The organism is Microbacterium oxydans (assembly GCF_000956525.1).
Classification (GTDB): Bacteria; Actinomycetota; Actinomycetes; order Actinomycetales; family Microbacteriaceae; genus Microbacterium; species Microbacterium oxydans_A.
Map to the genome: position 1 here is coordinate 1 of NZ_JYIW01000017.1, position 22,212 is coordinate 22,212.

Below are 22,212 nucleotides of genomic sequence, written 5' to 3' on the forward strand. Positions count from 1 at the left end.
GCCTGGATGATCTGGACTCGGGTGTCGGGGCGGCGTCGATCGATGGGGTTGATCAGCCGCTCAGTGTCGGGGCGGCCAGGCGGATCGCGGCCGGGGGTGGGGTGATCCCCTGGGTCCTCGGCGGGGACAGCGAGGTCCTCGATTGGGGGCGGGAGCGACGGTTGTTCACGAAGGCGCAACGTCTCGCGCTCGTGGAACGTGATGGTGGGTGTGCGATGTGCGGGCTCCCACCGGGGATGACGAAAGCACACCACATCCGGTGGTGGCAGCGAGACGCCGGACCGACGGACCTGTCCAACGGGGTGCTGCTGTGTGAGACGTGTCATCACCGCATCCATGACAACGGGTGGGGCATCCACATCGACGGCACAGGCGTCGCAGCGCGGGTCTGGTTCATCCCACCCAGCTACGTCGACCCCGAACGTGCACCACGCCTCGGCGGACGCGCACGACTCGACATCGCCGCCTGAATGAGTGAATGGGGCATGAATGGGTCGGCGCGCGAGTGGATCGCCGCCTGAGCGGATCGCGGATCGCGGCCCGTGATGACTCTGGAGCCGATAAACCGTTGCCATATACCAAGAGTGAGTGTACGGTCACTCATATGTCCACCACGCGAAGCTCGATCCTCTCCACGGCCGATGCGAGGCGACCACTCGTCGCCTCTGCCGCACTGACCGAGTTCGCCCGAGGCGGCTACCACGGCACCACCGTGGCCGACGTCGCGGGTGCGGCGAAGATCTCGCCCGCCTACGTCTTCAAGCTCTATTCAGGCAAAGAGGCGCTGTTCATCGCCGCGCTCGAGGCATGCTTCGACGCGATCATCGCCGCGCTCGAAGAGGGCGCGGATGCTGCCACCGACCAGACCGCCGACGGCATCCTGGACTCGATGGGCGACGCCTACGCGCACCTCATCTCGGACCGAGCGCTGCTGATGCTGCAGGTGCACGCGCAATCGGTCGCCGACATCCCGGAGATCGGTGCGGCCCTTCGCGCGGGTCTCGGCCGGGTGGCCACGTTCGCTCAGACCCGCTCCGGCGGCAGCGATGAAGCGGTGCAGCGATTCATCGCCTACGGCCAGCTCTGCCACCTCATCGTCACGACCCGGCTCGACGGGCGCCCGGAACAGTGGGCCGCCCTGCTCACCACGGGGATCACCCACCCCGATTGAACCGAGGCGGGAAGGTATCCGCTTCTTCATACCCAAAAGAGTGAGTGAGTAATCACTCATTAATCATCGAAAGGAATCATCATGACCACGCCAACCCGCACCACGCCGACCCAGAGCTCCAGGCGAGCCCAGACCACCACGCCATCCGCCCCGCGCAGTACGCGCCGCTGGCTCGCCCTCGGCATCCTCGCCCTCGCCCAGTTCCTCGTCGTGCTCGACGCCTCGATCGTCAACATCGCCCTCCCCGTGCTCGGGCGCCAGCTCGGCATGGACACCCTCGCCCTCGCCTGGGTCATCACCGCATACGTCCTCGCGTTCGGCGGACTCCTGCTCCTCGGCGGCCGCCTCGCCGACCGCTACGGCCACCGTCGGGTGTTCCTGATCGGCACGGCCGGGTTCGTCGCGGCATCCGCCATCGCCGGCCTCTCGATCTCGAGTGAGATGCTGCTCGCCGCCCGCGCGCTGCAGGGGGCATCCGCCGCGCTGCTCGCTCCAGCCGCCCTCGCGCTGCTCACCCAGCTCTTCCCCGACAACACCGAGCGCACCAAGGCCCTCGGAGTCTGGGGAGCGGTCGCCGGCATCGGCTCCGCCGCGGGCGTCCTGCTCGGCGGAGTGCTCACCGCGACCCTCGGCTGGCAGTCGGTGTTCTTCGTCAACGTGCCGGTCGGTGCGATCGTGCTCATCGCGATCCCGCTGCTCATCACACGCGACGGCATCCGCTCACAGGGGCGACTCGACGCCGCCGGAGCCATCACCGTGACCGCCGCCCTCGTCGCCCTGGTCGGTGCGTTCAGCGCCGTCGAGCAGCTCGGCTTCCTGCATCCGCTGCCGATCGTGCTGTTCGTCGCCGCCGTCACCCTCGGCTTCGCCTTCGTCATGATCGAGCGCCGCAGCCCCGAACCGCTCGTGCCGCTGTCGGTGTTCCGCAACCGCACCCTCGCGCTCGGCAACGTCGTCATGCTGCTCGCCGGGGCCGCGATGGTCGCGCTGTTCTTCGCACTCTCGGTCTTCATGCAGGCCGTGCTCGGCTACGACGCGCTCGCCGCCGGCCTCTCGCAGCTCCCCCTCGCCGGGGCGCTCGTGCTCGTCGCGGGCTCAGTACCAGCCGTGATCGCGCGTCTCGGCAGCCGTCCGGTGCTGATCGGCTCGCTGCTCGTGCTCGCCGGCGGCCTCGTCTGGCTCGCGTTCGCACCCTCGGATGCCGCATTCCTCGTCCACCTGCTCGGACCGACGCTGCTGATCGGCATCGGCCTCGGCGGCGCATTCGTCGCGACGACGCAGCTCGCGGTCGAGGGCGTCGACGGCGGCGAAGCGGGACTCGCGGGCGGACTCATCAACACGAGTCAGCAGATCGGCGGCGCCGTCGGACTCGCCGTGCTCGGCACGATCGCCGGACTGCGCACGGCTGCGCTCGAAGCCGGCGGTGCCACGACAGCGGATGCCGTCACCGGCGGCTTCGCCTGGCTCTTCGTCGGCGCGGCCGTGCTGGCCGTCGTCGGAGCAGGCGTCGTCGCGATCTGGCGGCGCTGAGGAGCATCCGCTTCGTGCGCCTCGTTCGGACATGTGCGCTTCCCTCTGCCGGATTCCAGGAATCCGGCCGAGGGAAGCGCATTTGGCCGAGTCAGCCGCTCAGCCGCGTTGTTCACGAGGATGTCGAGCGACCCGACCGCGGCGATCGCCTCGACGACCACGCGCTGCGCCTCCGTCGGCGAACCGATGTCGCCACCCACCACGGCGTGTCCTGACCCCTCGAGCGACGCGAGCGTCTCCTCGGCGGCAGCGCGGTCACTCGCATAGTGCACCACGACACGGTCCCCGCGACGTGCGAGCGTCTGCGCGATCGCGCGACCGATGCCGCGCGAGCTGCCGGTCACCAGGGCGTGAGGCATCCGAGGAACTCCTTCGAAACGCAGGCGGAAACGGCGGCGGCTACGACGCGACCTGCGCGCTCGCAGTCGAACGGACGGGCTCGATCTCGGCCCACACGCTGTCGAGCGAGATCCCGAGCACATCGGCGATCGCGGCGATCGTCGAGAAGGCGGGCGTCGCGACGCGACCGGACTCGATCTTGCGCAGCGTCTCCGGCGAGACGCCGGCATCGAGCGCGACGGCCAGCATCGACCGCTCGCCGCGTGCGCGCCGCAGCAGCGCGCCGAGGCGTTCGCCCCGCTCGAGCTCGGCGGCAGTCAGCGGCATCCGGACCATCATGATGCCCATACTAATCCCGGGATAGTATTACCGGGATAGTTATTGGATGCCACGGAGAGAACCATGATCGAGATCCTCACCCCCGACGAACTGACCAGAGCGAAGGACACCGGCGCGCTCGTCGGCACCATTCTGCACACCCTGAAGGAGCGTGCGGTCGTCGGCGTGAACCTGCTCGACATCGACCGGTGGGCGCAGCAGATGATCACGGATGCAGGTGCCGAATCCTGCTACGTCGACTACGCCCCGTCCTTCGGGCGCGGACCCTTCGGCCACTACATCTGCACCGCCGTGAACGATGCAGTGCTGCACGGTCTGCCGCACGACTACGCACTCGCGGACGGCGACCTGCTCACGCTCGACCTCGCCGTCACGCTGCACGGCATCTCGGCCGATGCGGCGATCAGCTTCATCGTCGGCGAGACGCAGGCGCCCGAGGATCTCGCCCTCATCGAGACGACCGAGCGCGCGCTGGCGGCAGCCATCGCCGCGGTGAAGCCCGGCGCCCGCATCGGCGACCTCTCGCGCGCGATCGGCACGGTGCTGCGCCAGGCCGGCTACCCCATCAACATGGAGTTCGGCGGCCACGGCATCGGCTCGACCATGCACCAGGATCCGCACGTCGCGAACGACGGCCGTCCTGGTCGCGGCTACATCCTGCGTCCGGGGTTGCTGCTCGCGCTCGAGCCCTGGGTCATGGCCGACACCGCCGAACTGGTGACGGATGACGACGGCTGGACGCTCCGCAGCGCGACCGGATGCCGCACCGCCCACACCGAGCACACGATCGCCGTGACCGAGACGGGCGCCGAGATCCTGACGCTCCCGCGCTGATCCTGCACACCGGAAACGGCTGCGGAATTCCCACCCAACCTCCAGGGTGAACGATATATCGTTGAGTATCGTTCACCACAGACCCAGGAGGTCATCATGAACAACGCATTCCCCTTCGGCGGCACCGGCAGCAACGACGGCGCCAACAACCTCGGCAACCTCTTCGGAGGCGCGAACGGTCCGGCCGGCGCGATCTACGACATCGTCGATCAGTTCCGCAAGAGCTTCGACCAGCAGCGTCCGAGCGGCGGGTCCCGCATGGCCCGCGGCGACGTTCGCACGGCAGTGCTCTCGCTGCTCGCCGAGCAGCCGATGCACGGCTACCAGATCATCAACGAGATCGCCGAGCGCAGCGGCGGCTCCTGGAAGCCCAGCGCCGGATCGGTGTACCCGACCCTGCAGCTGCTGGCCGACGAAGGCCTCATCGCAGCCGAGGAGCAGAACGGTCGCAAGACCTACTCGCTCACCGAGGCCGGTCGTGCCGTCGCCGCCGAGTCGTCCGAGACGAAGGCCCCGTGGGAGCCGACCGCAGGCAAGGACGGCCACCGCAACGACCCGCGTTTCAGTGCGCTGCCCAAGGCCGGGGTCGACCTCGCCGGAGCCGCCGCACAGGTCGGACGCACCGGGACGCCCGAGCAGGTGCAGAGCGCGATCGACGTGCTCGACGACGCGCGACGTAAGCTCTACTCGATCCTCGCTCAGGACTGATCGGACCCACGAAGAAGGACCCAGCAGATGACGGATGCCGCGGCGCAGGGCGCCCATCGCGCCCGATACCGACGCATCCTGGCGTTCGCATCCCGCGAGCTCGCCAAGATCTGGTGGTTCGAACTGGTGCTCCCGCGCCTCGGGATGAGTTCGATCGCCGAGCGCACGCGTGGACCGCGCATGCAGAGGTTCGCACGCCGGTTCCACGCGCTCGCGATCGACCTCGGCGGTCTGATGATCAAGGTCGGGCAGTTCATGTCATCGCGCCTCGACGTGCTGCCGCCCGAGATCACCGCTGAGCTCGAAGGGCTGCAGGACGAGGTCCCGCCCGTGCCGTACGCGGCGATCCGCGCCGCCGCCGAAGCCGAACTCGGACTCCCGCTCGACCGGGCCTACGCCTGGTTCGACGAGAATCCGGTGGCAGCGGCATCCCTCGGTCAAGCGCATCGCGCCAGGCTCTCCGCCATCGACGCCGCCGACACCGGGCTCGGGAACGTCATCGTGAAGGTGCAGCGTCCTGGCATCGACGAGATCGTCGCGGTCGACCTCGCCGCCCTCCGTCGGGTCGCGAAATGGCTCACCCGCGTGCGGCTCGTCGCCGACCGGGTCGATGCGCCTGGACTCGTCGAGGAGTTCGCCGAGACCAGCCTCGAAGAGATCGACTACCTGCACGAGGCCGCCAGCGCCGAGCGGTTCCGCGAGAACTTCGCCGACGATCCGCGCGTCGACACCCCCGAGATCGTGTGGGAGCGCTCGACCCGCCGTGTGCTCACACTGTCGGACGTCACCGCGATCAAGATCAACGACACCGACGCACTGCACGCCGCCGGCATCGACCCGGCCGAGGTCGCCGAGGTCTTCGCCGAGGTCATGTTCGACCAGGTGTTCACGCACAGCTTCGTGCACGCCGATCCGCATCCGGGGAACATCTTCGTGACGCCGGTGCCCGGCCCTTCGACAGGCTCAGGGACCCAGGTGGGGGCGGCGTCAGTGGGTCAGGTGAGCGCGGGGTCAGCGGGCCAGGTGAGGGCGGCGTCAGGGGGTCAGCCGCGGAACTTCCGCCTGACGTTCATCGACTTCGGCATGATGGCCGAAGTGCCGGACAGCCTGCGCGACGGCCTGCGCACCCTGCTGATCGCGGTCGCCGGGCGCGACAGCCGCGGACTCGTCGCCGCAGCGCAGGAGATCGGCGTGCTGCTGCCATCCGCCGACACCGCCGAACTCGAACGTGCGCTCACGGCCCTGTTCGCACGCTTCGGCGGCATGGGCTTCGCCGAACTCAGCAAGGTCGACCCGCGGGAGTTCCGCGACTTCGCCGACGAGTTCGGCGACATGGTCCGGTCGCTCCCGCTGCAGCTGCCCGAGAACATGCTGCTGCTCATCCGCGCGGTGTCGCTGACCTCTGGCATGTGCAGTGGGCTCGACCCCTCGTTCAACGTGTGGGATGCCGCCGAGCCCTACGCCGGCCGCCTGCTCCGCGCCGAGACCGGCAACGTCGTGCAGGCCGTCGCGTCGCGGGCCGTGGACGCCGCCGGGGTCATGATGCGTCTCCCGCAGCGCATCGACGACGTGATCGACCGCGTCAACGACGGCACCGTGTCGTTCGACACCTCTCGGCTCGAGCGTCGCCTCGACCGCCTCGAGGGGATCGCCCGCCGTATCGGATCCGGCGTGCTGTTCGCTGCGATGCTCGTCGGCGGCGCATTGCTCGTGCCGACGATCCCCCCGCTCGGCGTCACGCTCGTCTGCGTCTCGGCGCTCCCGCTGCTGCACTCGGTGTTCTCCGGCGTCGGCCGCCGCGGCCCGCGCTGAGCCGCGCCCTCGCGGTGCGCCGCGCCCTCCCCTCCCGGTGAGGGGTCAAAACACGCCGCGCCCGAGCGCACGCTCGCGGCGCGTTTCGACCTCTCGACGGAGGGTTGGCGGCAGGATGACGCGGCATGCTCGGGATGCGGCATGCTCGGGATGCGGCATGCTCGGGACGCTTCGACACGCTCGGGACCCCAGCGGGTTCGGTGTCGTTCGGCCGCGGCCGCGTCGCGCCATCATGTCGAGAGGTCGAAACACGCCGCGCCCGAGCGCACGCTCGCGGCGCGTATCGACCTCTCGACGGAGGGGTTGGCGGCAGGATGATGCGGCATGCTCGGGATGCGGCATGTTCGGGACGCTTCACCACGCTCGGGACGTTTCGACATGCTCGGGGGACCCGGCGGGTTCGGTGCTGTCGCGCCGCGCCATCATGTCGAGAGGTCAAGACATGCCGCGCCTGAGCACACGTTCGCGGCGCGTTTCGACCTCTCGGCGGAGGGGGTGGCGACAGGATCAGGGACGCGGCCCGCTGCGGGACCAAGGCCCTTCGACAAGCTCAGGGAACCAGGGGCCCTTCGACAAGCTCAGGGAACCAGGGGCCCTTCGACAAGCTCAGGGAACCAGGGCCCTTCGACAAGCTCAGGGAACCAGGGCCCTTCGACAAGCCCAAGGGCCCAGGGGCCCAGGGTCAGGGGGTCACCGTCTCCGCATCCACCGGCTCCTCCGTGGGCTTGACCTTCTGCACGCCCTCGGCCGTGGCGGTGATCTTCGCCGCCATCCCCGCGAAGATGAAGCCGTGGAACGGCAGCACAGCCAGCCAGTACAGCCGTCCGCTGAGTCCGCTCGGGAAGAAGACCGCCCGCTGCTCGTACCGCGCGCCTGATCCGTCGGGGATCGCCCGCAGCTCGAGCCACGCAGCGCCCGGCACCTTCATCTCGGCGCGCAGCCGGAGCAGGTTGCCCGCATCTGACGTCTCGACGGCCTCGACCCGCCAGAAGTCGATCGCATCGCCGACACGCGCGGCGCTGCGGCTGCGACGACCGCGCTGCAGCCCGACGCCACCGACGAGGCGGTCCATCCACCCGCGGATCGTCCACAGCCAGCGCGACGAGTACCAGCCGTTGTCGCCGCCGATGCCCAGCAGCACGCTCCACAGCTTGTCGACGGATGCCGTCGTCTTCAGTGCCCGCTTGTCGGTGAACACGGTGCGTCCGGCCCAGTCGGGGTCGCTCGGCAGCGGATCGCTCGGCGCGCCGGAGACCTCGGCATCCTGCCAGCTCGTCTCGATCGTGTCGGCGTCGAGGCGTCCGAGTGCGAGCGCGACGGCTCGGCGATACGGGGTCAGGCCGTCCTCCGGCTGCGGGATCAGCTCGTCGACTGCATGATCCTTCACGACGCACTCGTTCTGCAGCGAGGCGACCAACGGACGCGCGATCGACCGCGGCACCGGCGTCACCAGATTCACCCAGTGCGAGGCGAGCCCAGGCGTCAGCACCGGCAGTGCGGCGATCGCCCGCTGCGGTAGCCCCGCCTCGACGGCGTAGCCGTTCATCATCTGGCCGTAGCGCAGCACGTCGGGCCCACCGATGTCGACCGCGCGGTTCACGTCGGCGTCGACCCTGGCGGCGCCGAGCAGATAGTGCAGCACATCGCGCACGGCGATCGGCTGGATGCGGTTGCGCACCCACTTCGGCGCAGGCATGTACGGCAGCACGTCGGTCAGGTGGCGGATCATCTCGAACGACGCCGAGCCCGAGCCGATCACGACACCGGCCTGCAGCACGAGCGTCGGCACCCCGGAGGCGAGGAACGTCTCTCCCACCTGCACGCGTGAGCGCAGGTGCGGCGACAGCTTCGCGTCATCCGGATGCAGCCCGCCCAGGTAGACGAGGCGATGCACGCCGGCCGCCTTCGCAGCCTCGGCCACGGTGTTCGCGGCGAGCTCGTCGCTCTCCTCGAAGCCCTTGCCCGCCGACATCGAGTGGATCAGGTAGTAGACCACGTCGACGTCGTCCATGGCCTCGGCCACGGCGTCCGGGTCATCCGCCGATCCCTCGACGATCTCGCACTCCGAACCCCAGGGGAAGGATGCTGCGCGAGCCGCATCGCGCGCCAGCACGCGCACCCGGTACCCGGCGTTGAGCAGGCGCGGGGTGAGGCGACCGCCGATGTAGCCGGTGGCCCCGAGCACGAGCGCGCGCGGGGCGCTGCCGTCGTCGCGCGGGATCGCGCGCAGTGCATCTTCGCGGCCGGTTGGCTGGGTGAGATCCGTCATGGGTCGAGCGTAGGCCGGTGAGCTTCCGAACGGATACGGGGTTGCTTTCGGGTATGCGCGCGGGTAGCGCATCAGTGCGGCTCGCCCGAGTGCGCGACGTGGTCGCGAGCATGCTCGGATGCCCCGTACGATCGTTGCTATGACTACCGCCGAATCGATTCGACGATCCGCGCCCGATCGGGCGACACGTCGCGCGCGCATCGCCGTCTCGGCGCTCTTCCTGACGAACGGGGCACTGTTCGCGAACATCCTGCCGCGCTACCCCGAGATCAAGTCGGCGCTCGGCCTCGACAACGTCGGCTACGGTCTCGCGATCGCTGCGTTCCCCGCAGGCGCGATCGCAGCCGGACTCCTCGCTGCGGTCCTGATCCGCCGATTCGGCTCAGGGCGCATGGCCGTGTTCGGCACGGTGTTCACGGCACTCGGCCTGCTCGCGGCAGCGCTCGCGCCGTCCGGCCTGCTGTTCGCCGTCGCGCTGCTCGTCGGCGGAGCATCCGATGCCATCACCGACGTCGCGCAGAACGCCCACGGTCTGCGCGTGCAGCGTCGATACGGGCGCTCGATCATCAACGGCTTCCACGCGATCTGGTCGATCGGCGCCGTGCTCGGTGGCGGCATGGCGGCCGCCGCGATCGCGCTCCGACTGCCACTCGGCGTGCACCTCGGCATCTCGACCGTGGTGTTCGCGATCGTCGCCCTGGTCGCACTGCGCTTCTGCCTGCCTGGTCGCGACGATGACGACTCGGAGGCGGATGCCGAGGCCACCGCCGAACCCGCCGAGCTGAAGGGCGCCCTGCGCCGTGCCGTGAGTCCTCGCCTCGTGATGATCCTGATCGCGCTGACGCTCATCGCGATGGCCGGCGCCGTCGCCGAAGACGCCGGCAACTCCTGGGCGACGCTGTACCTCGGCGAATCGCTCGGCGCCGAAGCTGCGATCGCCCCGCTCGGCTTCATCGCCCTGGTCGGCGCGCAGTTCATCGGACGGATGCTCGGCGACGGCATGACCGACCGCTTCGGGCAGCGTGCGGTCGCCCGCGTCGGTGGACTGATCGCCGCCGTCGGCATGACGCTCGCGCTCATCTTCCCCAGCGTGCCTGGCACGATCGCCGGATTCGCGGCGGTCGGCTTCGGCATCGCGACGCTGATCCCGGCCGCGATGCACGCGGCGGACGACCTCCCGGGGCTGCGCCCAGGCGTCGGCCTCACGATCGTGTCGTGGCTGCTGCGGCTCGGCTTCCTGCTGTCGCCGCCGTTCGTGGGCTTCATCGCCGAGACCGAGAGCCTCCGCGCTGGGCTGATCGTCGCACCAGCCGCTGCCCTCGTCGCGGTGCTGCTCGCCGGTGTGCTCGAGGGGCGCCGCCCGAAGGCGTAGCCGCTCCTTCCGCATCCGTCCCGCTCCTCCCGCATCCGCTCCTTCCGCATCCGCTCCTTCCGCCGAGCGGCCCCTCTTTGTGCGAGCGGCCCCCTTATATGACGCACTCAAGGGGGCCGTTCGCACACAAAGGGGCCGTTCGGCGATCAGCGACGAGGCGAGGCAGAAGCAGCGCGAGGCGAGGCGAGGCAGCAGCGCGAGGCGAGGCAGAAGCAGCGCGAGGCGAGGCTAGGCAGCGCGAGGCAGCGCGAGGCGAGGCAGCGCGAGCGAGGCAGCGCGAAGCGGCGGAGTCAGGGGGCCGTGTAGCCGCCGTCGACGAGGTGGTAGCTGCCGGTGATGAAGCTGGCGGCGTCGCTCGCGAGGAACGCGATCAGGTTCGCGACCTCGTCGGCCTGGCCGAGGCGTCCGATCGGGTGCTTCGACACGAGGAATTCGCGGGCTGCGGCATCCATCGAGGCGAGCAGCGGAGTGTCGATGAAGCCGGGGCCAACCGAGTTGACGCGCACGCCCTGCGCCGAGTACTCCAGTGCTGCGGACTTCGTCATGCCGACCACCGCGTGCTTCGCGGCGACGTAGGCGGGCGAGTTCGCGAAGCCGACGCTGCCGAGGATCGACGCGATGTTGACGACCGCGCCGCCGCCGTTCGCGAGGATCGAGGGGATCTGCGCCTTCATGTTGCGGAACACGGCGTTGAGGTTGATCGAGATGACCTTGTCCCATGCGTCGTCCGGGTATTCGGCGGTGGGTGCGGATGCTCCGCCGATGCCCGCGTTGTTCACGCCGATGCGCAGCGGTGCGAGGGTGTTCGCGAGTTCGACGGAGGATGCGATCCACGCCACGTCGGTCGCATCGCCGACGGATGCCTCTGCGACACCGCCCGCTGCGCGGATCTCGTCGACGACGGCCTGCGCGTTCTCGGCGTTCAGGTCGTTCACGACGACGGATGCGCCGTTCCGGGCGAGGAGGAGTGCGGTCGAGCGTCCGATTCCGCTGCCTGCTCCCGTCACGATCGCTGAGCGGTTCGAGACGTCGTACTGAGCCACGAGTGACTCCACTTCCGGGCGGTCACGGTGCCGGGAGATCTTCTCGGACGGTCCGTCCTTCCTTCAACCCTACGCCCGGAACGAGGAGATGGATTCACGTGGATGAATCATCCGGAACGCATCTCCAGAACTTTTTTGTGACGAATCGGGAGGTCTGCCCGTCTTACCTGTGAGCGACGTCATCGCTCCCGGTCGAAGCCCAACGGGGCCAGGGCCGGTCACAGAAGTGAGAGGACTCGTCATGGCAACGCAGGACCAGAACACCGCCCCCACCACCCCCGCCGAGAAGGGGCTGCCCGACACCGCTGCAGCCGCGAAGCCGGCAGCGCCCGCCCCGCGCGTGGACCGCACCGCCTCGTTCTCGTCGTCGCGGATCCCCACCGACGTCGAAGCCGCAGGCACCACGACGATCGCCGAGGGCGTGGTGGCCAAGGTCGCCGGTATCGCCGCTCGTGAGGTCGCCGGCGTCTACGCACTCGGTGGCGGCGGAGCACGCGCCTTCGGTGCCATCCGCGACGTGATCAACGCGACCGACCTCGCGCAGGGCGTCAAGGTCGAGGTCGGCGAGACCCAGGCCGCTGCTGACCTGACCATCGTGGTCGAGTACCCGGCTCCGATCCAGGAGGTCGCCAACAACGTCCGCGCTGCGGTCGCCGGAGCGATCACCCGCCTCGTCGGACTCGAGGTCGTCGAGGTCAACGTCGAGGTCAACGACGTGCACGTCCCCGGCCAGGACAACAACCAGGACGCTGAGGAGTCGCGAGTCTCATGACCCCCACCACCACCGGCGCCCTGATCGGCGCACTCCTCGCCCTCGCAGCCCTGCTGTTCGGCTTCTGGGGATTCATCCTCATGGCGCTCTTCGCAGGGATCGGTGCGGCCGTCGGTCGCGTCGCGTCCGGCAAGCTCGACGTCCGCGGACTCGCTGACGTCATCACCGGGCGGCGAACCTCCTGATGCGCACCGACCAGAGCGTGATCGTCGGTGGCGGCCGGTCCATGGCCGCCACCGACGGGGAATCCATCCCTGGCCGCGTCGACGTGAAGGAACGCGTCTATCGCACGGTCGCGGAGCAGGCATCCGCGACTCTGATCGGCGTACCCAGAAGCGATGTGAAGGTCGACGTCATCGAACGCGGCGCAGGGCTCGCCCTGCGGATCTCCACGCCGCTCCCCGTCCCCGATCTCAGCGACACCGCCGAGATCGCCCGCACCGTCCCGGTGCTCGAGCGGGCGAGTGCGCTGCAGGAACAGTTGCAGCAGCGTCTCACCGGCCTCCTCGGCCGAGACGTGACCCGCATCGCCATCACCATCACCGGCGCCATCATCCCTGAAAGGAGACGAGTGCGATGACCACCCCGGCACTTCGTCGCGTCATCCGACGCGAGACCCACTCACCGCGCACCGTCGCGATGTTCGTCGCGGTCATCCTCCTCATCCTCGCCCTCGCCTACATCGGTCTCGAGATCGTGCTGAGCCTCGCCGCGCAGCCCGCGCTCCTGCTCGGTCCGGCGGCGGCAGCGGGATGGCTCGTCGGTCTGCCGACCCAGCCTGTCGGCCTCGTGATCGCAGGCAGCATCGTGCTGGCCGTGATCGGTCTGGTCTTCATCTGGCTGGCCGTCACCCCCGGTCGACTGTCGAAGCAGGTGCTCGAGGCCGGCGGCCGCGCGGTCGTCGTCGACAACGGCGTGATCGCGAGTGCGCTCGCGCAGCACATCGCCGACGAGACCGGCATCCCGAGGGATGACATCACGGTCGGCGTCGGACACCGCAGCGTCGACGTCACCATGCGCCCCGGCGCAGGCGTCCCGCTCGAGAAGGCGACCGTGCAGTCGCTCGCCGAGCAGGAGCTGCAGACGTACCGCCTCACCAGCAGCATCCGCACCCGCGTTCGGATCGAACGCGCGATCGAGAAGGACGACGACCTGTGAACGCCACGAACCGCGCGCTGAACCGCGTGCTGCTGCTCATCATCGGGCTGCTGTTCCTCGGCCTCGGGGCCCTCGGCATCCTCATCATGAGCTGGCCGACCGCCGCCGACGTCTGGTCGGCGGCAGGCAAGGACTCCGAGTCGTGGCTCGACCAGGCGATCGGCGCGACCGCCATCGCCGGCGGCACCGCCTCCTGGATCGGCATCGGCGCGGTGGCTGCGATCGTCGTGGTCATCATCCTGCTGATCCTCGCCCTCACCAGCGTCTCGGGACGCCGCTCGCGCACCGCACTGCGGTCGTCGGGATCGCAGAACACGCTCGGCCGGGTGACGGTCACGGAGTCGTTCGTCTCGGATGCCGTGAAGAACTCGCTGACCGGACGCGACGAGATCCTCTCGACCAGCGTCACGGCCAACGACGTCCGCAACGAGCCGGTGCTGCACGTCGCGGTCACGCCGCGGCAGAACACCGACCCGCGCGAGCTCGTCGATCACCTCGACACGCTGCTGACCAACCTCGCCACCCTCACGGGCCGCGACACGGCCGCGTACGTCTCGATCCACACGGGACTGCGAGCGCGGCTCGCCCACGACCAGCGTCGACTCTCCTGAGTCCGACCCGACCTCGACCGACAGGGAGCATCATGCGGAACAAGATCATCATCATCGGCGCCATCGCGTTCGTCGCCTTCGCAGTGGGCGCTCGCGCGTCGAGAGTCCAGGTCAACCAGGGCGAGTCAGTCCGCCACCAGCTGGTGCGGATGTGGAACGACCCGAAGGAGCGCAAGCGCCGCCGCAAGGCCGCCGAGAAGGCAGCCGAGCGAGTCCGCAAGGGCATCGAGAAGGCCCGCCGCTGAGCGGACCAGACACACGTGTCGTCGGCCGGGGCCGGCCAGACGATGCGACGGCGGAGCGGTTCCGCCGTCAGGAACCACCATCACGAAAGGGAACCATCATGGGACTGGACGACAAGATCAAGAACGCAGCGCAGGACATCGCCGGCAAGGCGAAGGAAGCCATCGGCAACGTCACCGACAACGACAAGCTCGTCGCCGAGGGCAAGGCCGACCAGGCCAAGGCCGACGTGAAGCAGGCCGGCGAGAACGTCAAGGACGCGTTCAAGAACTGACTGCGCGGGATGCAGGGGGCGGGGTCGATTCGACCTCGCCCCTGTTGCGTGCCCGGACGCTCGCGACGGCTACCGGTCGAACGATCTCGGCCGTCGGGATTTTGCGCGCGAGGCGGTTGTCGTGCAAGATGACGCATCCGACAGAGGGGGATGCTGTGACGCTTCAGGTAATGGCGGTCCGCAAGGACCACGACGGCAACATCACTCATCTCAGGGGGGCCGGCTGGGAAGCCACGATCGAACGCGTCATCGGCGACATCGACGCCGGTCGGTATCGGTACATCGTTCTCGTCGGCGGGCAGGCCGCGGATGTGTTCGTCGCTCCCGCAACGACATATTGGAAGCAGCACCTGCGGACGACCGCCGACACGACGACGCGGAACACTCTCGACGCTCTGCCGCTGTTCTCGTCGAAGGATGTCTGAGGGGCGAGCCCCTGCCGCACAGTCGAGTGCACCGCGTCGCTGGCCAGCAGATGCCGGCCGGCCGCTGATGCCGTACCCCCCCCGCTGTCGGAATCGGGCTGGGGCGACATCGAGTGAAACGCGAAGGCGGGATTTCGGAGACTACTCAGCCATGGGTTTGCCTCCTGACATCCCGCCTTCGCGGGCTTGATGGATCCGTGCCACCTGGCCAGGGCGGCGGTGGCCAGGGCCTCCCGCCTCAGTCCCGAGCGCGACACGGTGCGGACGGCTGTTGCCGACTGCTCAGGCGCCCGGGACCTGAAGCACCGTCGTGTTCTCGAGTCGGGGTCCGCGCCACACTGCGGCGCGAGGTGGAGACTGCTGGTCGGAAATTGTGGCGTGCATCACCAGCCCGTTCTTGAGGTTTTCCAGACCGAAATGGGCGCTGGGCTGATCCGTCCTCGGGTTGCCGGCCGTCACGCTGATCTTGGTCTTCGCCGCCGTCACGTTGGTTCCGGCGCCGAGATAGACCCCGAATCGCGGAGCGTCCTCGATGGTGTTGTCGGAGATCGCGATGTTGCGATGCACGCGCGACGCCCCCACCGTGTAGGTCGAGGTGAAGTGCTGGAGCATGATCGCGGCTGCCGAGGTGGGCCACGGCACGAGCGTCTGGTCAAGGCAGACCCGACGGATCTGGTTGCCGCTGACGACGAGGTTCTCGGAGCCGATAGGCCCTTCGCCATAGGCCGTGTCGTTCGCGATCCAGATGGCCCAGTTGGTGAGGTCGCTCATCCGGTTGTCGGTGATCACTCCGTTGCTGGCCTTCATCCGCACACCCAGCCCGCGCGACTCCTCGATGACGTTGCCGGTGATCACGAAGCCCGAACCGGAGTACGAGCGGTTGAAGACGTGATCGCCCGCCACCGCGCCGGACACGGCGGCCGCGATCGTGACGACCAGGGGAGTCGCAGCGCGCGGATCTCCGTCGACAGCCGTCACGCGGGCCGTGCCGCGCACGGTGCCGTCGCTCGACTGCACGATCTGGAGAGTGTCTCCGATGGCGACTTCGGCAGAACCTCCCGCGAGGTGGAGCTTCTTGCCGCCCTCGCTGAGGGACTGGAGCGCACGCAACTGCGAGTAGACGTTCATGCCGTCGTCGTGCAGCCGCGCGAAACGGTTGCCGACGACCGTCGGCCCTCGGCGCCCGCCGTGATGGTGATACCCGTCGGCGTTCACACTGACCCAGCGGCCGGAGCCGGCCCGCACGTCGACCATGGTGCGGCGCAGCACGGTCGCCTCCGAGTTGTTCGAGATGACGGCGGCTCCGGGGCCGGCGTGGATGATCAGATCCTTCAGCGTCGTGTCGGCGGACTGGTGAAGGGCGATGGCGTTGCGGTCACCGCGGTATCCGGTGGCGAAGCCGTCTCCGACGGCGATGTCGGACATCCGCCCCCGATGCGCCGGGTCGACGGTGAACGTCCAGCGACCGTCGGCGTCGGCCGCAGCGGGGTAGGAGACGGAGAAGGTCGACTGGACCCCTCGCTTGAAGCGTCCGCTCGCGGCGTCGTGCAGTGTGCCGTATCCGGCCCCGGCGAACAGCGTCCGGTCGGTGAGGGACGGGAACCCGGCCAGGAGCTCGAGCTGGAAGGTGCCGGCTGTCGGATCGACCGCACGGATGATCCCCTGCGTGAAGGGCGGCGTCTCGTAGTCGAGTGTGAGGCCGGTGACCGTGATCCCGGTCGATCGAGTGATGGCGATGCCGCCCTTGTGCGGGTCGAGCATGAGCAGCTCGGTCCCATTGCCGAGCAGTTCGATGCGCGCTGTCTCGGTGAGTTCGAGGGCGTACCACGAGGGCGTGCCGTCGTCGCCGATGCGGTAGACGCCGCGGTCGAACAGTACGCGCGCGGTGTTCTGGGAGGATGCGGCCGTCCAGGCTGCGGCATCCGCGATGGTCTGCCGTATCGCCGGACCGCTGTCTGCCGCGCCGGGTGCGGCACCTCGTGCCGAGACCGGGAAGTCCTTGCGGTGGCCGGCTCCCCCGGTGCGGACGGGGCCGGCTCTCGTGGCGCCCGTTGCCGCCGCGGGGGATGCGGATCCGCCGATGACAGCGAGGCTGCCAGCGCCGACCGCGGTGCCGATGAGCAGCGTGCGGCGAGTCATCTTCTGTTCTGCGTCGTTCATGGACTGCCTCCCTCGTCGTGGCGACGCGACCCTGCGGCACCGTTGCCTTGTTCAAATAATCGGAAGGTAGCACCGATAGTTTGAATATGCGAGACTTTCCTGGTCGAAGGGATGACATATGACCGACACCACCTCATCGCGCCCGCCGTGCGGACCGGCCGAGATCCGGATCGTCGAGGGGGAGGCCGCGCAGCTCCCGCCGTACTCGGACGACGTGTGGACCGGGCGCTACGTGCCGCGCGGCATCCTCGTCCCCTTCCGTGGTCAGCCTGGAACTCCTGCGCCCTCCGCACTCGACCTGGCATCCGTCGTCATCCGCGCCGGTGGGGCCCTGCTGTGCGAGGGGGTCGACTACGTCGTCGACGCGGTCTTCGGCACGATCTGTCTGCCGACCGTCGACGCGGCTCCGTTGCCCGTGTCGATCGACTATCGCTACTCCCTGCTGCGGATTGACAGCATCGTCCGGGGGGACTCAGGGGAGAAGGTCCTGCTGCGTGGCGTCTCGCACCTGACGAACCCGCACCCTCCTCGCCCTGCCGCGGGAGGGGTCGTCGAGGAGAACCTCCTGGTCGACGCCTTCAGTGACGGGGCCGCGGCGGCGTACGCCCCGCGCGCTCCGCGGCGGCCCCTGCCCGCGGTGATGACGGGCGCCCTGCCGCGTGCGGCGCGGGTCCTGAACGACGGAGAGTCTCTCCGGCTGCTGTTCCTGGGCGACTCGATCACCGAGGGAGGGGATGCTTCGACCGAGGAGTCGACCTTCCGTGCGATCGCCGGAGGCCGGGTGCGGGACGAGCATCCTCAGGTGCAGGTCTCGTATGCCGCGACCGGTGGTTCGCGTTCGGTGCAGTGGCTGGATGACAGCGACGGCTCGTGCGACTGGAACCGGGTGACGGAGGCCGCGCCCCACGTCACCGTCGTGGAGTTCCTGAACGATTCCTACCTCGACCCCGCGCAGTGGGAGCCCGCCTACGACGAGCTCCTGTCGCGGCTGCGCTCCGCAGGCAGCGAGGCGGTGCTGCTGACGCCGACGTTCGCGATGCGCTCGGCCATGAACGGTTCGGAGCAGACCGATGACGGGCGCCTCTACGTCCGTTTCGTGCGCGACTATGCCGCGCGCTCTGGCGTTCCGCTGATCGACGTGTCCGCGCGTTGGGAGAGGCTTCGCGACGAAGGGCTCCCGTACTGGACGCTGCTCGCGAACGGGATCAACCACCCCGATGACCGCGGGCATCGTCTGACCGGCGAGTTCATCGCGGACGCGCTGCTGACGATGCTCGCCCCGGCGGTGGATGAATGAGCGGGCGCCGAGGCGGCTCCGCACTCATCGTGATCGGCGATTCGCTGACCGAGCACGGCACCTGGCCGGAGCTGCTCGCGGAGGCTGCCGGTTGGGGGATCGAACGGGTCGCGCATGCCGGGCAGACGTCGACCGAGATCGCGGTGCGCCTCGGGGCGATCGGGATGACGTTCTCCGCGGCGGGGGCCGCGCAGGAGGGTCGAGTCCCGCTGACGCCGGTGGGCCCGTCCGGAGACTTCCGTCACCACATCGACGCCGGGATGGCCGACATCGCGGTGTCGGGAACGCTGGCCGGTCGTCCGGGCCTCCTCACCCACCGCGTCGGCGGGGCCGCACTCGAGGGGTGGGAGTTCGCGTCCGACAGCACCGCTCCCGCGGCGGACGCGGTGCTCGACTTCCGTGCTGAGGCGCCGGTCTTCTCCGCGCCCGCGGTGTTCGTCATCTGGTGCGGGCGCAACAACCCTGGACCGGTCGTTACGCGCGACGTCGCCGCGATCGTCGCTGAGCTGCAGGCGAACCGCCCGGCGGCGCGGTGCGTCGTGCTGGGTGTGCACGCGGCATCGTTCGAACCGGTCGGCTCCGAGGGGGCCGCGCTCGTCGACGGGCTGAACGCGACGCTCGCCCAGACTTTCGGCGATCACTTCGTCGACCTGAGTGCAGCCTTCCGCGAGGCGGCGCCGACCTCCGACGGCACGACCGCGGCGCAGCTGCGCAGTGACGACGTGCACCTGAATGCGGCAGGAGACGCGGTCGTCGCCCGAGCGGTCGCGCGTCGACTGTCGGAGCTGGGGTGGTGGCCCACCGGCATGGCGCTGCCGTCATGAGGGAGGAGCGGGTGCAGTGGCGCGGTATCGCGGCGCTTCGCTGCTCCGCCGGAGGGACGTCTGTGGTCGTCGTGCCCGGTCGCGGAGCCAAGCTCGTCTCGCTGCGTGATCGCACCGGCCGGGAGTGGTTGGCGCAGGGCGACGGGCGCCCCGTACTCGGGGATCCTGCGACGGCGTTCGAGGATGCGGAGATGTGCGGGTGGGACGAGTGTATCCCGACCATCGATCGATCCCGCACGACGACGGGCCTGATCGCCCCGGACCACGGCGATGCCTGGAATCGCGCCTGGGAGGAGAGCCCCGACGGGGCATTGTCGACGCATCTGCCCTCCGTGGACGCGACCTTCGAACGCGGGATCGGGCTCGAGGCGGACGGCACGCTCACCCTGTCCTACCGGGTCAAGGCGGGACCGGCGGGGGCGGACATCCTGTGGGCGGCGCATCCGCTGTTCCTCCGAGAGGCGGGTGACCGGATCCGCCTCGACGCCGCGAAGCCGCTGTGGGACGTCTCGGCTCCGACCGCCGTACCCGCGCCAGGTGATCCGGGCGAGCGGGTGAACGCTCCGATGCCGAAGGGGGCATCCGCCAAGTACTACACGGATCCGGAGGAGCGGCCGCGGTGGGCACGCATCGATCGCCGGGATGGCGCCTCGCTCCGACTCGAGTGGGAAGGGCGCGCGGTGCGGACGCTGGGTGTCTGGCTCGACCGCTCCCGGTTCGCGACCGAGGACGTGGTCGCCTTCGAGCCGTCCACCGGATGGTACGACTCCGTCGACGCGGCCTCTGCCGCCGATCGGGTGCTCCGAGTGGGGCCGGGTGGAACGGCGGAGTGGTCTCTCGTCGTGCGTCTCACCGCGTCATAGCGGGGAGTGAGTCAACGTTTGCTCTGCGCAGAGGAAAACAAGTATCCAGGCCTTTGATTTCGATCTACAGTGTTTGCTACGGTGATGAGCAACCGGTTTACCAACCTGAAGGACCGAGGTCGAAGATGACGAACACTCCCCGTACCGTGCTGGTGACCGGCGCGGACGGCCGCATCGGCCGGGCCACGGTAGCGCGGCTCCGTGCCGACGGATGGCGGGTCGTCGCTCTCGCCCCGCGGTTCCGCGCGCTCACTGCCGACGACGCCGAGCTGCGTGTCGGCGACGCGACGAACGAGGCGGATGTCGCCGCGGCGCTCGACGGCGTCGACGCGCTCGTGCACCTGGCTGCGGTCCCGCATTGGGAGCACGGCACGCCGTACGAGGTGTACACCACGAACGTCGTCTCGACCTTCAACGTGCTGGTGCAGGCGGCGCAGCGAGGCATCCGCCGTGCGGTCATCGCCAGCAGCATCCAGGCGACCGGCGTTCCGGGGAACCATCACGATGTCCTTCCCGCCTACTACCCGATCGACGAGTCGCTCCCGACCGTCCACGACGAGTGGTACTCGCTGTCGAAGTACTCCGACGAGCTCACGGCGCGGATGGTCGCCAGCCACTGGGGCATGTCGATCGTGGCACTGCGCTTCCCCTGGGTCGACGACGCGGATGCCCTGCGCGTCGTCGGCGAGGAGTGGACCCGCGACCCCGTGCAGGGTGTGAAGCTCGGCTGGTCGTACCTCGACGTGCGCGATGCGGCGACGGCGGTCGCGCGCAGCCTGGAGGCCGACATCGACGGGGCCGTCGTCGTGCAGCTGGCGGCGCCGCAGACACTGGTGCCGTTCGACACGGAGGAGCTGCTGGAGGCCTATGCGCCCGGCATTCCGCGGCAGCGTGTCTTCCCTGGGCGAGCGGTTCCCGTCAGCACGGATCGCGCGCGACACCTCCTGGGGTTCGTCGCCGAGCACGAGATCGAGCCTGTGCCTGTCGTCGAAGCGGCGGGCTGAACCGTGAAGATCAGTGCGGTCGAATCGTTCATCCTCACCGACCGGCGACTTCTGGTGCGCATCGGCACCGACACCGATCTGGTCGGATGGGGCGAGGCCACCCTCGAGACCTGGGTCGGGCCGGTCGCCGCAGTCGTGCGGCAGATGTCCGACTACCTGGTCGGTCAGGATCCGCGACGGATCACGGCGCACTGGCAGGTGCTCACGCGGGGCGGCTTCTACCGAGGCGGTCCGGTGATGTCCTCCGCGGTCTCCGGAATCGATCAGGCGCTGTGGGATCTCGCGGGCAAACGGCTCGGCGTGCCCGTGCACGAGCTGCTGGGCGGCGCGGTGCGCTCCGGTGTGCGGCTCTACGGTCACGCGAACGTCGATGGACGCATCGGCGATCCGGTGCGCGCTCGCGCGCTCGCCGCCGAGGGATACACCATGGTCAAGGTCGCCCCCACGATGCCCACCCGCTTCGTCGACACGGAGGGCACCATGCGGCGCCTGGTCGACGAGCTGGAGGAGCTGCGCGCGACCATCGGCGACGAGGTCGACATCGCGGTCGATCTGCATGGCCGGTTCTCGATCCCGCAGTCGCGGCGATTCCTCGCGCGCACCGAGCACGTGGGGCTGGCGTTCGTCGAGGAGCCCCTGCGACCCGAGCATTCCGCACACATCGGAGAGCTCGTGCGCAGCACGTCGACCCCGATCGCCACCGGTGAGCGTCTGTATTCGCGCACCGAGTTCGATCCGGTGCTGCGGGCGGGCATCGCCTTCGCGCAGCCGGACCTCGCGCACGCCGGCGGGATATCCGAGGTGGTGCGCATCGGTGCTCTCGCCGAAGTGTTCGATGCGCAGCTGGCGCCGCACTGCCCCCTCGGTCTCGTCGCGTTCGCGGCGTGCATCCAGGTGGATGCGGCGACACCGAACGCGGCGGTGCAGGAGACCGTGATCGACTTCACGGCGCTTCTCGACGGCGAAGAGCACGCCTATGTGCGCAACAGGGAAGACTGGATGCCGGTGGACGGCTATCTCCCGGTGCCGCAGGGCGTCGGCCTCGGGCTCGATATCGATGAGCAGCTCGTGCGGGAACGCGCGGTCGAGGTCGCGCCGTCGATCGAGCTGTGGTGGAGCGATCCACGAGACGGGAGCTACGTCGAATGGTGAGCGAGACGGGAG

The 22,212-nt window shown here is 69.3% G+C and carries 24 protein-coding genes and 1 pseudogene; 20 read left to right on the forward strand and 5 right to left on the reverse strand.

Features of this window, described 5'->3' with window-relative positions:
- Positions 1–215: 215 nt before the first annotated feature.
- The 3 genes from RS83_RS19050 to RS83_RS02460 all read left to right on the forward strand — a co-directional run bounded on the left by RS83_RS19050 (position 216) and on the right by RS83_RS02460 (position 2,701).
- A complete protein-coding gene (locus RS83_RS19050) occupies positions 216–470 on the forward strand; it encodes an HNH endonuclease (protein ID WP_269429873.1) in 255 nt (84 codons plus the stop codon).
- Positions 471–604: 134 nt separating this feature from the next.
- Complete coding sequence (locus RS83_RS02455) at positions 605–1,171, forward strand: TetR/AcrR family transcriptional regulator (RefSeq protein ID WP_045277933.1); 567 nt, start codon at positions 605–607, stop codon at positions 1,169–1,171.
- Positions 1,172–1,252: 81 nt separating this feature from the next.
- Positions 1,253–2,701 carry an MFS transporter gene (locus tag RS83_RS02460; protein WP_082071481.1) on the forward strand — a complete coding sequence of 483 codons (1,449 nt, stop codon included), beginning with the start codon at positions 1,253–1,255 and terminating at the stop codon, positions 2,699–2,701.
- Between the two features lie 110 nt (positions 2,702–2,811).
- Here RS83_RS02460 and RS83_RS19200 read toward each other — a convergent pair.
- Both RS83_RS19200 and RS83_RS02465 read right to left on the reverse strand, forming a co-directional pair.
- Positions 2,812–3,183, reverse strand: a pseudogene (locus RS83_RS19200) (SDR family NAD(P)-dependent oxidoreductase); the annotation flags it as partial.
- Positions 3,101–3,376: a helix-turn-helix domain-containing protein gene (locus tag RS83_RS02465; protein ID WP_045278032.1), complete on the reverse strand. Its 276-nt coding sequence runs from the start codon at positions 3,374–3,376 to the stop codon at positions 3,101–3,103. The pseudogene RS83_RS19200 and the gene RS83_RS02465, both read right to left, overlap by 83 nt.
- Before the next feature lie 66 nt (positions 3,377–3,442).
- On the opposite strand from RS83_RS02465, the gene map reads away from it, so the two are divergent.
- The 3 genes from map to RS83_RS02480 all read left to right on the forward strand — a co-directional run bounded on the left by map (position 3,443) and on the right by RS83_RS02480 (position 6,733).
- Positions 3,443–4,213: a type I methionyl aminopeptidase gene (map, locus tag RS83_RS02470; protein ID WP_045277934.1), complete on the forward strand. Its 771-nt coding sequence runs from the start codon at positions 3,443–3,445 to the stop codon at positions 4,211–4,213.
- 96 nt (positions 4,214–4,309) lie between these two features.
- Entirely contained in the window at positions 4,310–4,921 is a 612-nt protein-coding gene (locus tag RS83_RS02475) for a PadR family transcriptional regulator (protein WP_045277935.1), read from the forward strand.
- A gap of 27 nt (positions 4,922–4,948) precedes the next feature.
- Positions 4,949–6,733 carry an ABC1 kinase family protein gene (locus RS83_RS02480; RefSeq protein WP_045277936.1) on the forward strand — a complete coding sequence of 595 codons (1,785 nt, stop codon included), beginning with the start codon at positions 4,949–4,951 and terminating at the stop codon, positions 6,731–6,733.
- A gap of 682 nt (positions 6,734–7,415) precedes the next feature.
- Here RS83_RS02480 and RS83_RS02485 read toward each other — a convergent pair.
- Positions 7,416–9,002, reverse strand: coding sequence for an SDR family oxidoreductase (locus tag RS83_RS02485; protein WP_045277937.1), 1,587 nt, complete (start codon positions 9,000–9,002; stop codon positions 7,416–7,418).
- A gap of 139 nt (positions 9,003–9,141) precedes the next feature.
- Here RS83_RS02485 and RS83_RS02490 point away from each other — a divergent pair, with 139 nt between their 5' ends.
- Positions 9,142–10,374: an MFS transporter gene (locus tag RS83_RS02490; RefSeq protein WP_045277938.1), complete on the forward strand. Its 1,233-nt coding sequence runs from the start codon at positions 9,142–9,144 to the stop codon at positions 10,372–10,374.
- Between the two features lie 290 nt (positions 10,375–10,664).
- Here the strand turns inward: RS83_RS02490 and RS83_RS02495 are convergent, their stop codons facing one another.
- Positions 10,665–11,417, reverse strand: a complete 753-nt coding sequence (locus RS83_RS02495; RefSeq protein ID WP_045277939.1) for an SDR family NAD(P)-dependent oxidoreductase — start codon at positions 11,415–11,417, stop codon at positions 10,665–10,667.
- 241 nt (positions 11,418–11,658) lie between these two features.
- Between RS83_RS02495 and RS83_RS02500 the strand changes: the two genes are divergently transcribed.
- The 8 genes from RS83_RS02500 (at position 11,659) to RS83_RS02535 (ending at position 14,900) form a co-directional block, all read left to right on the forward strand.
- A complete protein-coding gene (locus RS83_RS02500; protein ID WP_082071482.1) occupies positions 11,659–12,189 on the forward strand; it encodes an Asp23/Gls24 family envelope stress response protein in 531 nt (176 codons plus the stop codon).
- Positions 12,186–12,374, forward strand: coding sequence for a DUF2273 domain-containing protein (locus RS83_RS02505; RefSeq protein ID WP_045277940.1), 189 nt, complete (start codon positions 12,186–12,188; stop codon positions 12,372–12,374). Before RS83_RS02500 ends, RS83_RS02505 begins: the two co-directional genes overlap by 4 nt.
- Positions 12,374–12,769, forward strand: coding sequence for a hypothetical protein (locus tag RS83_RS02510; protein WP_045277941.1), 396 nt, complete (start codon positions 12,374–12,376; stop codon positions 12,767–12,769). The genes RS83_RS02505 and RS83_RS02510 overlap by 1 nt, the downstream gene beginning before the upstream one ends.
- Positions 12,766–13,347, forward strand: coding sequence for a DUF6286 domain-containing protein (locus RS83_RS02515; protein ID WP_045277942.1), 582 nt, complete (start codon positions 12,766–12,768; stop codon positions 13,345–13,347). The genes RS83_RS02510 and RS83_RS02515 overlap by 4 nt, the downstream gene beginning before the upstream one ends.
- Positions 13,344–13,958 carry a hypothetical protein gene (locus RS83_RS02520; protein ID WP_045277943.1) on the forward strand — a complete coding sequence of 205 codons (615 nt, stop codon included), beginning with the start codon at positions 13,344–13,346 and terminating at the stop codon, positions 13,956–13,958. Before RS83_RS02515 ends, RS83_RS02520 begins: the two co-directional genes overlap by 4 nt.
- Before the next feature lie 32 nt (positions 13,959–13,990).
- On the forward strand, positions 13,991–14,203 hold the full coding sequence (locus RS83_RS02525) for a hypothetical protein (protein ID WP_045277944.1): 213 nt from the start codon (positions 13,991–13,993) through the stop codon (positions 14,201–14,203).
- Between the two features lie 98 nt (positions 14,204–14,301).
- On the forward strand, positions 14,302–14,475 hold the full coding sequence (locus RS83_RS02530; RefSeq protein WP_045277945.1) for a CsbD family protein: 174 nt from the start codon (positions 14,302–14,304) through the stop codon (positions 14,473–14,475).
- Positions 14,476–14,630: 155 nt separating this feature from the next.
- Complete coding sequence (locus RS83_RS02535; RefSeq protein WP_197072050.1) at positions 14,631–14,900, forward strand: DUF3892 domain-containing protein; 270 nt, start codon at positions 14,631–14,633, stop codon at positions 14,898–14,900.
- A gap of 282 nt (positions 14,901–15,182) precedes the next feature.
- On the opposite strand, the gene RS83_RS02540 is transcribed toward RS83_RS02535, so the two are convergent.
- Positions 15,183–17,060 (reverse strand): right-handed parallel beta-helix repeat-containing protein, encoded by a 1,878-nt coding sequence (locus tag RS83_RS02540; protein ID WP_045277947.1) that lies wholly within the window; start codon positions 17,058–17,060, stop codon positions 15,183–15,185.
- A gap of 118 nt (positions 17,061–17,178) precedes the next feature.
- On the opposite strand from RS83_RS02540, the gene RS83_RS02545 reads away from it, so the two are divergent.
- The 5 genes from RS83_RS02545 to dgoD all read left to right on the forward strand — a co-directional run bounded on the left by RS83_RS02545 (position 17,179) and on the right by dgoD (position 22,200).
- Complete coding sequence (locus RS83_RS02545) at positions 17,179–18,357, forward strand: SGNH/GDSL hydrolase family protein (RefSeq protein WP_045277948.1); 1,179 nt, start codon at positions 17,179–17,181, stop codon at positions 18,355–18,357.
- A complete protein-coding gene (locus RS83_RS02550; protein WP_045277949.1) occupies positions 18,354–19,181 on the forward strand; it encodes a hypothetical protein in 828 nt (275 codons plus the stop codon). Before RS83_RS02545 ends, RS83_RS02550 begins: the two co-directional genes overlap by 4 nt.
- Before the next feature lie 11 nt (positions 19,182–19,192).
- On the forward strand, positions 19,193–20,044 hold the full coding sequence (locus RS83_RS02555; protein WP_156153087.1) for a hypothetical protein: 852 nt from the start codon (positions 19,193–19,195) through the stop codon (positions 20,042–20,044).
- A 125-nt stretch (positions 20,045–20,169) separates the two neighbouring features.
- A complete protein-coding gene (locus RS83_RS02560) occupies positions 20,170–21,048 on the forward strand; it encodes an NAD-dependent epimerase/dehydratase family protein (protein ID WP_045277951.1) in 879 nt (292 codons plus the stop codon).
- Positions 21,049–21,051: 3 nt separating this feature from the next.
- Positions 21,052–22,200, forward strand: coding sequence for a galactonate dehydratase (gene dgoD, locus RS83_RS02565; protein WP_045277952.1), 1,149 nt, complete (start codon positions 21,052–21,054; stop codon positions 22,198–22,200).
- Positions 22,201–22,212 lie beyond the last annotated feature (12 nt).

Excerpts from the sequence above, each read along its gene's own strand:
- RS83_RS19050 (WP_269429873.1), top strand. The coding sequence starts at position 216 with ATGTGCGGGCTCCCACCGGGGATGACGAAAGCACACCACATCCGGTGG.
- RS83_RS02455 (WP_045277933.1), top strand. The coding sequence starts at position 605 with ATGTCCACCACGCGAAGCTCGATCCTCTCCACGGCCGATGCGAGGCGA.
- RS83_RS02460 (WP_082071481.1), top strand. The coding sequence starts at position 1,253 with ATGACCACGCCAACCCGCACCACGCCGACCCAGAGCTCCAGGCGAGCC.
- RS83_RS02465 (WP_045278032.1), bottom strand. The coding sequence starts at position 3,376 with ATGGTCCGGATGCCGCTGACTGCCGCCGAGCTCGAGCGGGGCGAACGC.
- map (WP_045277934.1), top strand. The coding sequence starts at position 3,443 with ATGATCGAGATCCTCACCCCCGACGAACTGACCAGAGCGAAGGACACC.
- RS83_RS02475 (WP_045277935.1), top strand. The coding sequence starts at position 4,310 with ATGAACAACGCATTCCCCTTCGGCGGCACCGGCAGCAACGACGGCGCC.
- RS83_RS02480 (WP_045277936.1), top strand. The coding sequence starts at position 4,949 with ATGACGGATGCCGCGGCGCAGGGCGCCCATCGCGCCCGATACCGACGC.
- RS83_RS02485 (WP_045277937.1), bottom strand. The coding sequence starts at position 9,002 with ATGACGGATCTCACCCAGCCAACCGGCCGCGAAGATGCACTGCGCGCG.
- RS83_RS02490 (WP_045277938.1), top strand. The coding sequence starts at position 9,142 with ATGACTACCGCCGAATCGATTCGACGATCCGCGCCCGATCGGGCGACA.
- RS83_RS02500 (WP_082071482.1), top strand. The coding sequence starts at position 11,659 with ATGGCAACGCAGGACCAGAACACCGCCCCCACCACCCCCGCCGAGAAG.
- RS83_RS02505 (WP_045277940.1), top strand. The coding sequence starts at position 12,186 with ATGACCCCCACCACCACCGGCGCCCTGATCGGCGCACTCCTCGCCCTC.
- RS83_RS02510 (WP_045277941.1), top strand. The coding sequence starts at position 12,374 with ATGCGCACCGACCAGAGCGTGATCGTCGGTGGCGGCCGGTCCATGGCC.
- RS83_RS02515 (WP_045277942.1), top strand. The coding sequence starts at position 12,766 with ATGACCACCCCGGCACTTCGTCGCGTCATCCGACGCGAGACCCACTCA.
- RS83_RS02525 (WP_045277944.1), top strand. The coding sequence starts at position 13,991 with ATGCGGAACAAGATCATCATCATCGGCGCCATCGCGTTCGTCGCCTTC.
- RS83_RS02530 (WP_045277945.1), top strand. The coding sequence starts at position 14,302 with ATGGGACTGGACGACAAGATCAAGAACGCAGCGCAGGACATCGCCGGC.
- RS83_RS02540 (WP_045277947.1), bottom strand. The coding sequence starts at position 17,060 with ATGAACGACGCAGAACAGAAGATGACTCGCCGCACGCTGCTCATCGGC.
- RS83_RS02545 (WP_045277948.1), top strand. The coding sequence starts at position 17,179 with ATGACCGACACCACCTCATCGCGCCCGCCGTGCGGACCGGCCGAGATC.
- RS83_RS02550 (WP_045277949.1), top strand. The coding sequence starts at position 18,354 with ATGAGCGGGCGCCGAGGCGGCTCCGCACTCATCGTGATCGGCGATTCG.
- RS83_RS02560 (WP_045277951.1), top strand. The coding sequence starts at position 20,170 with ATGACGAACACTCCCCGTACCGTGCTGGTGACCGGCGCGGACGGCCGC.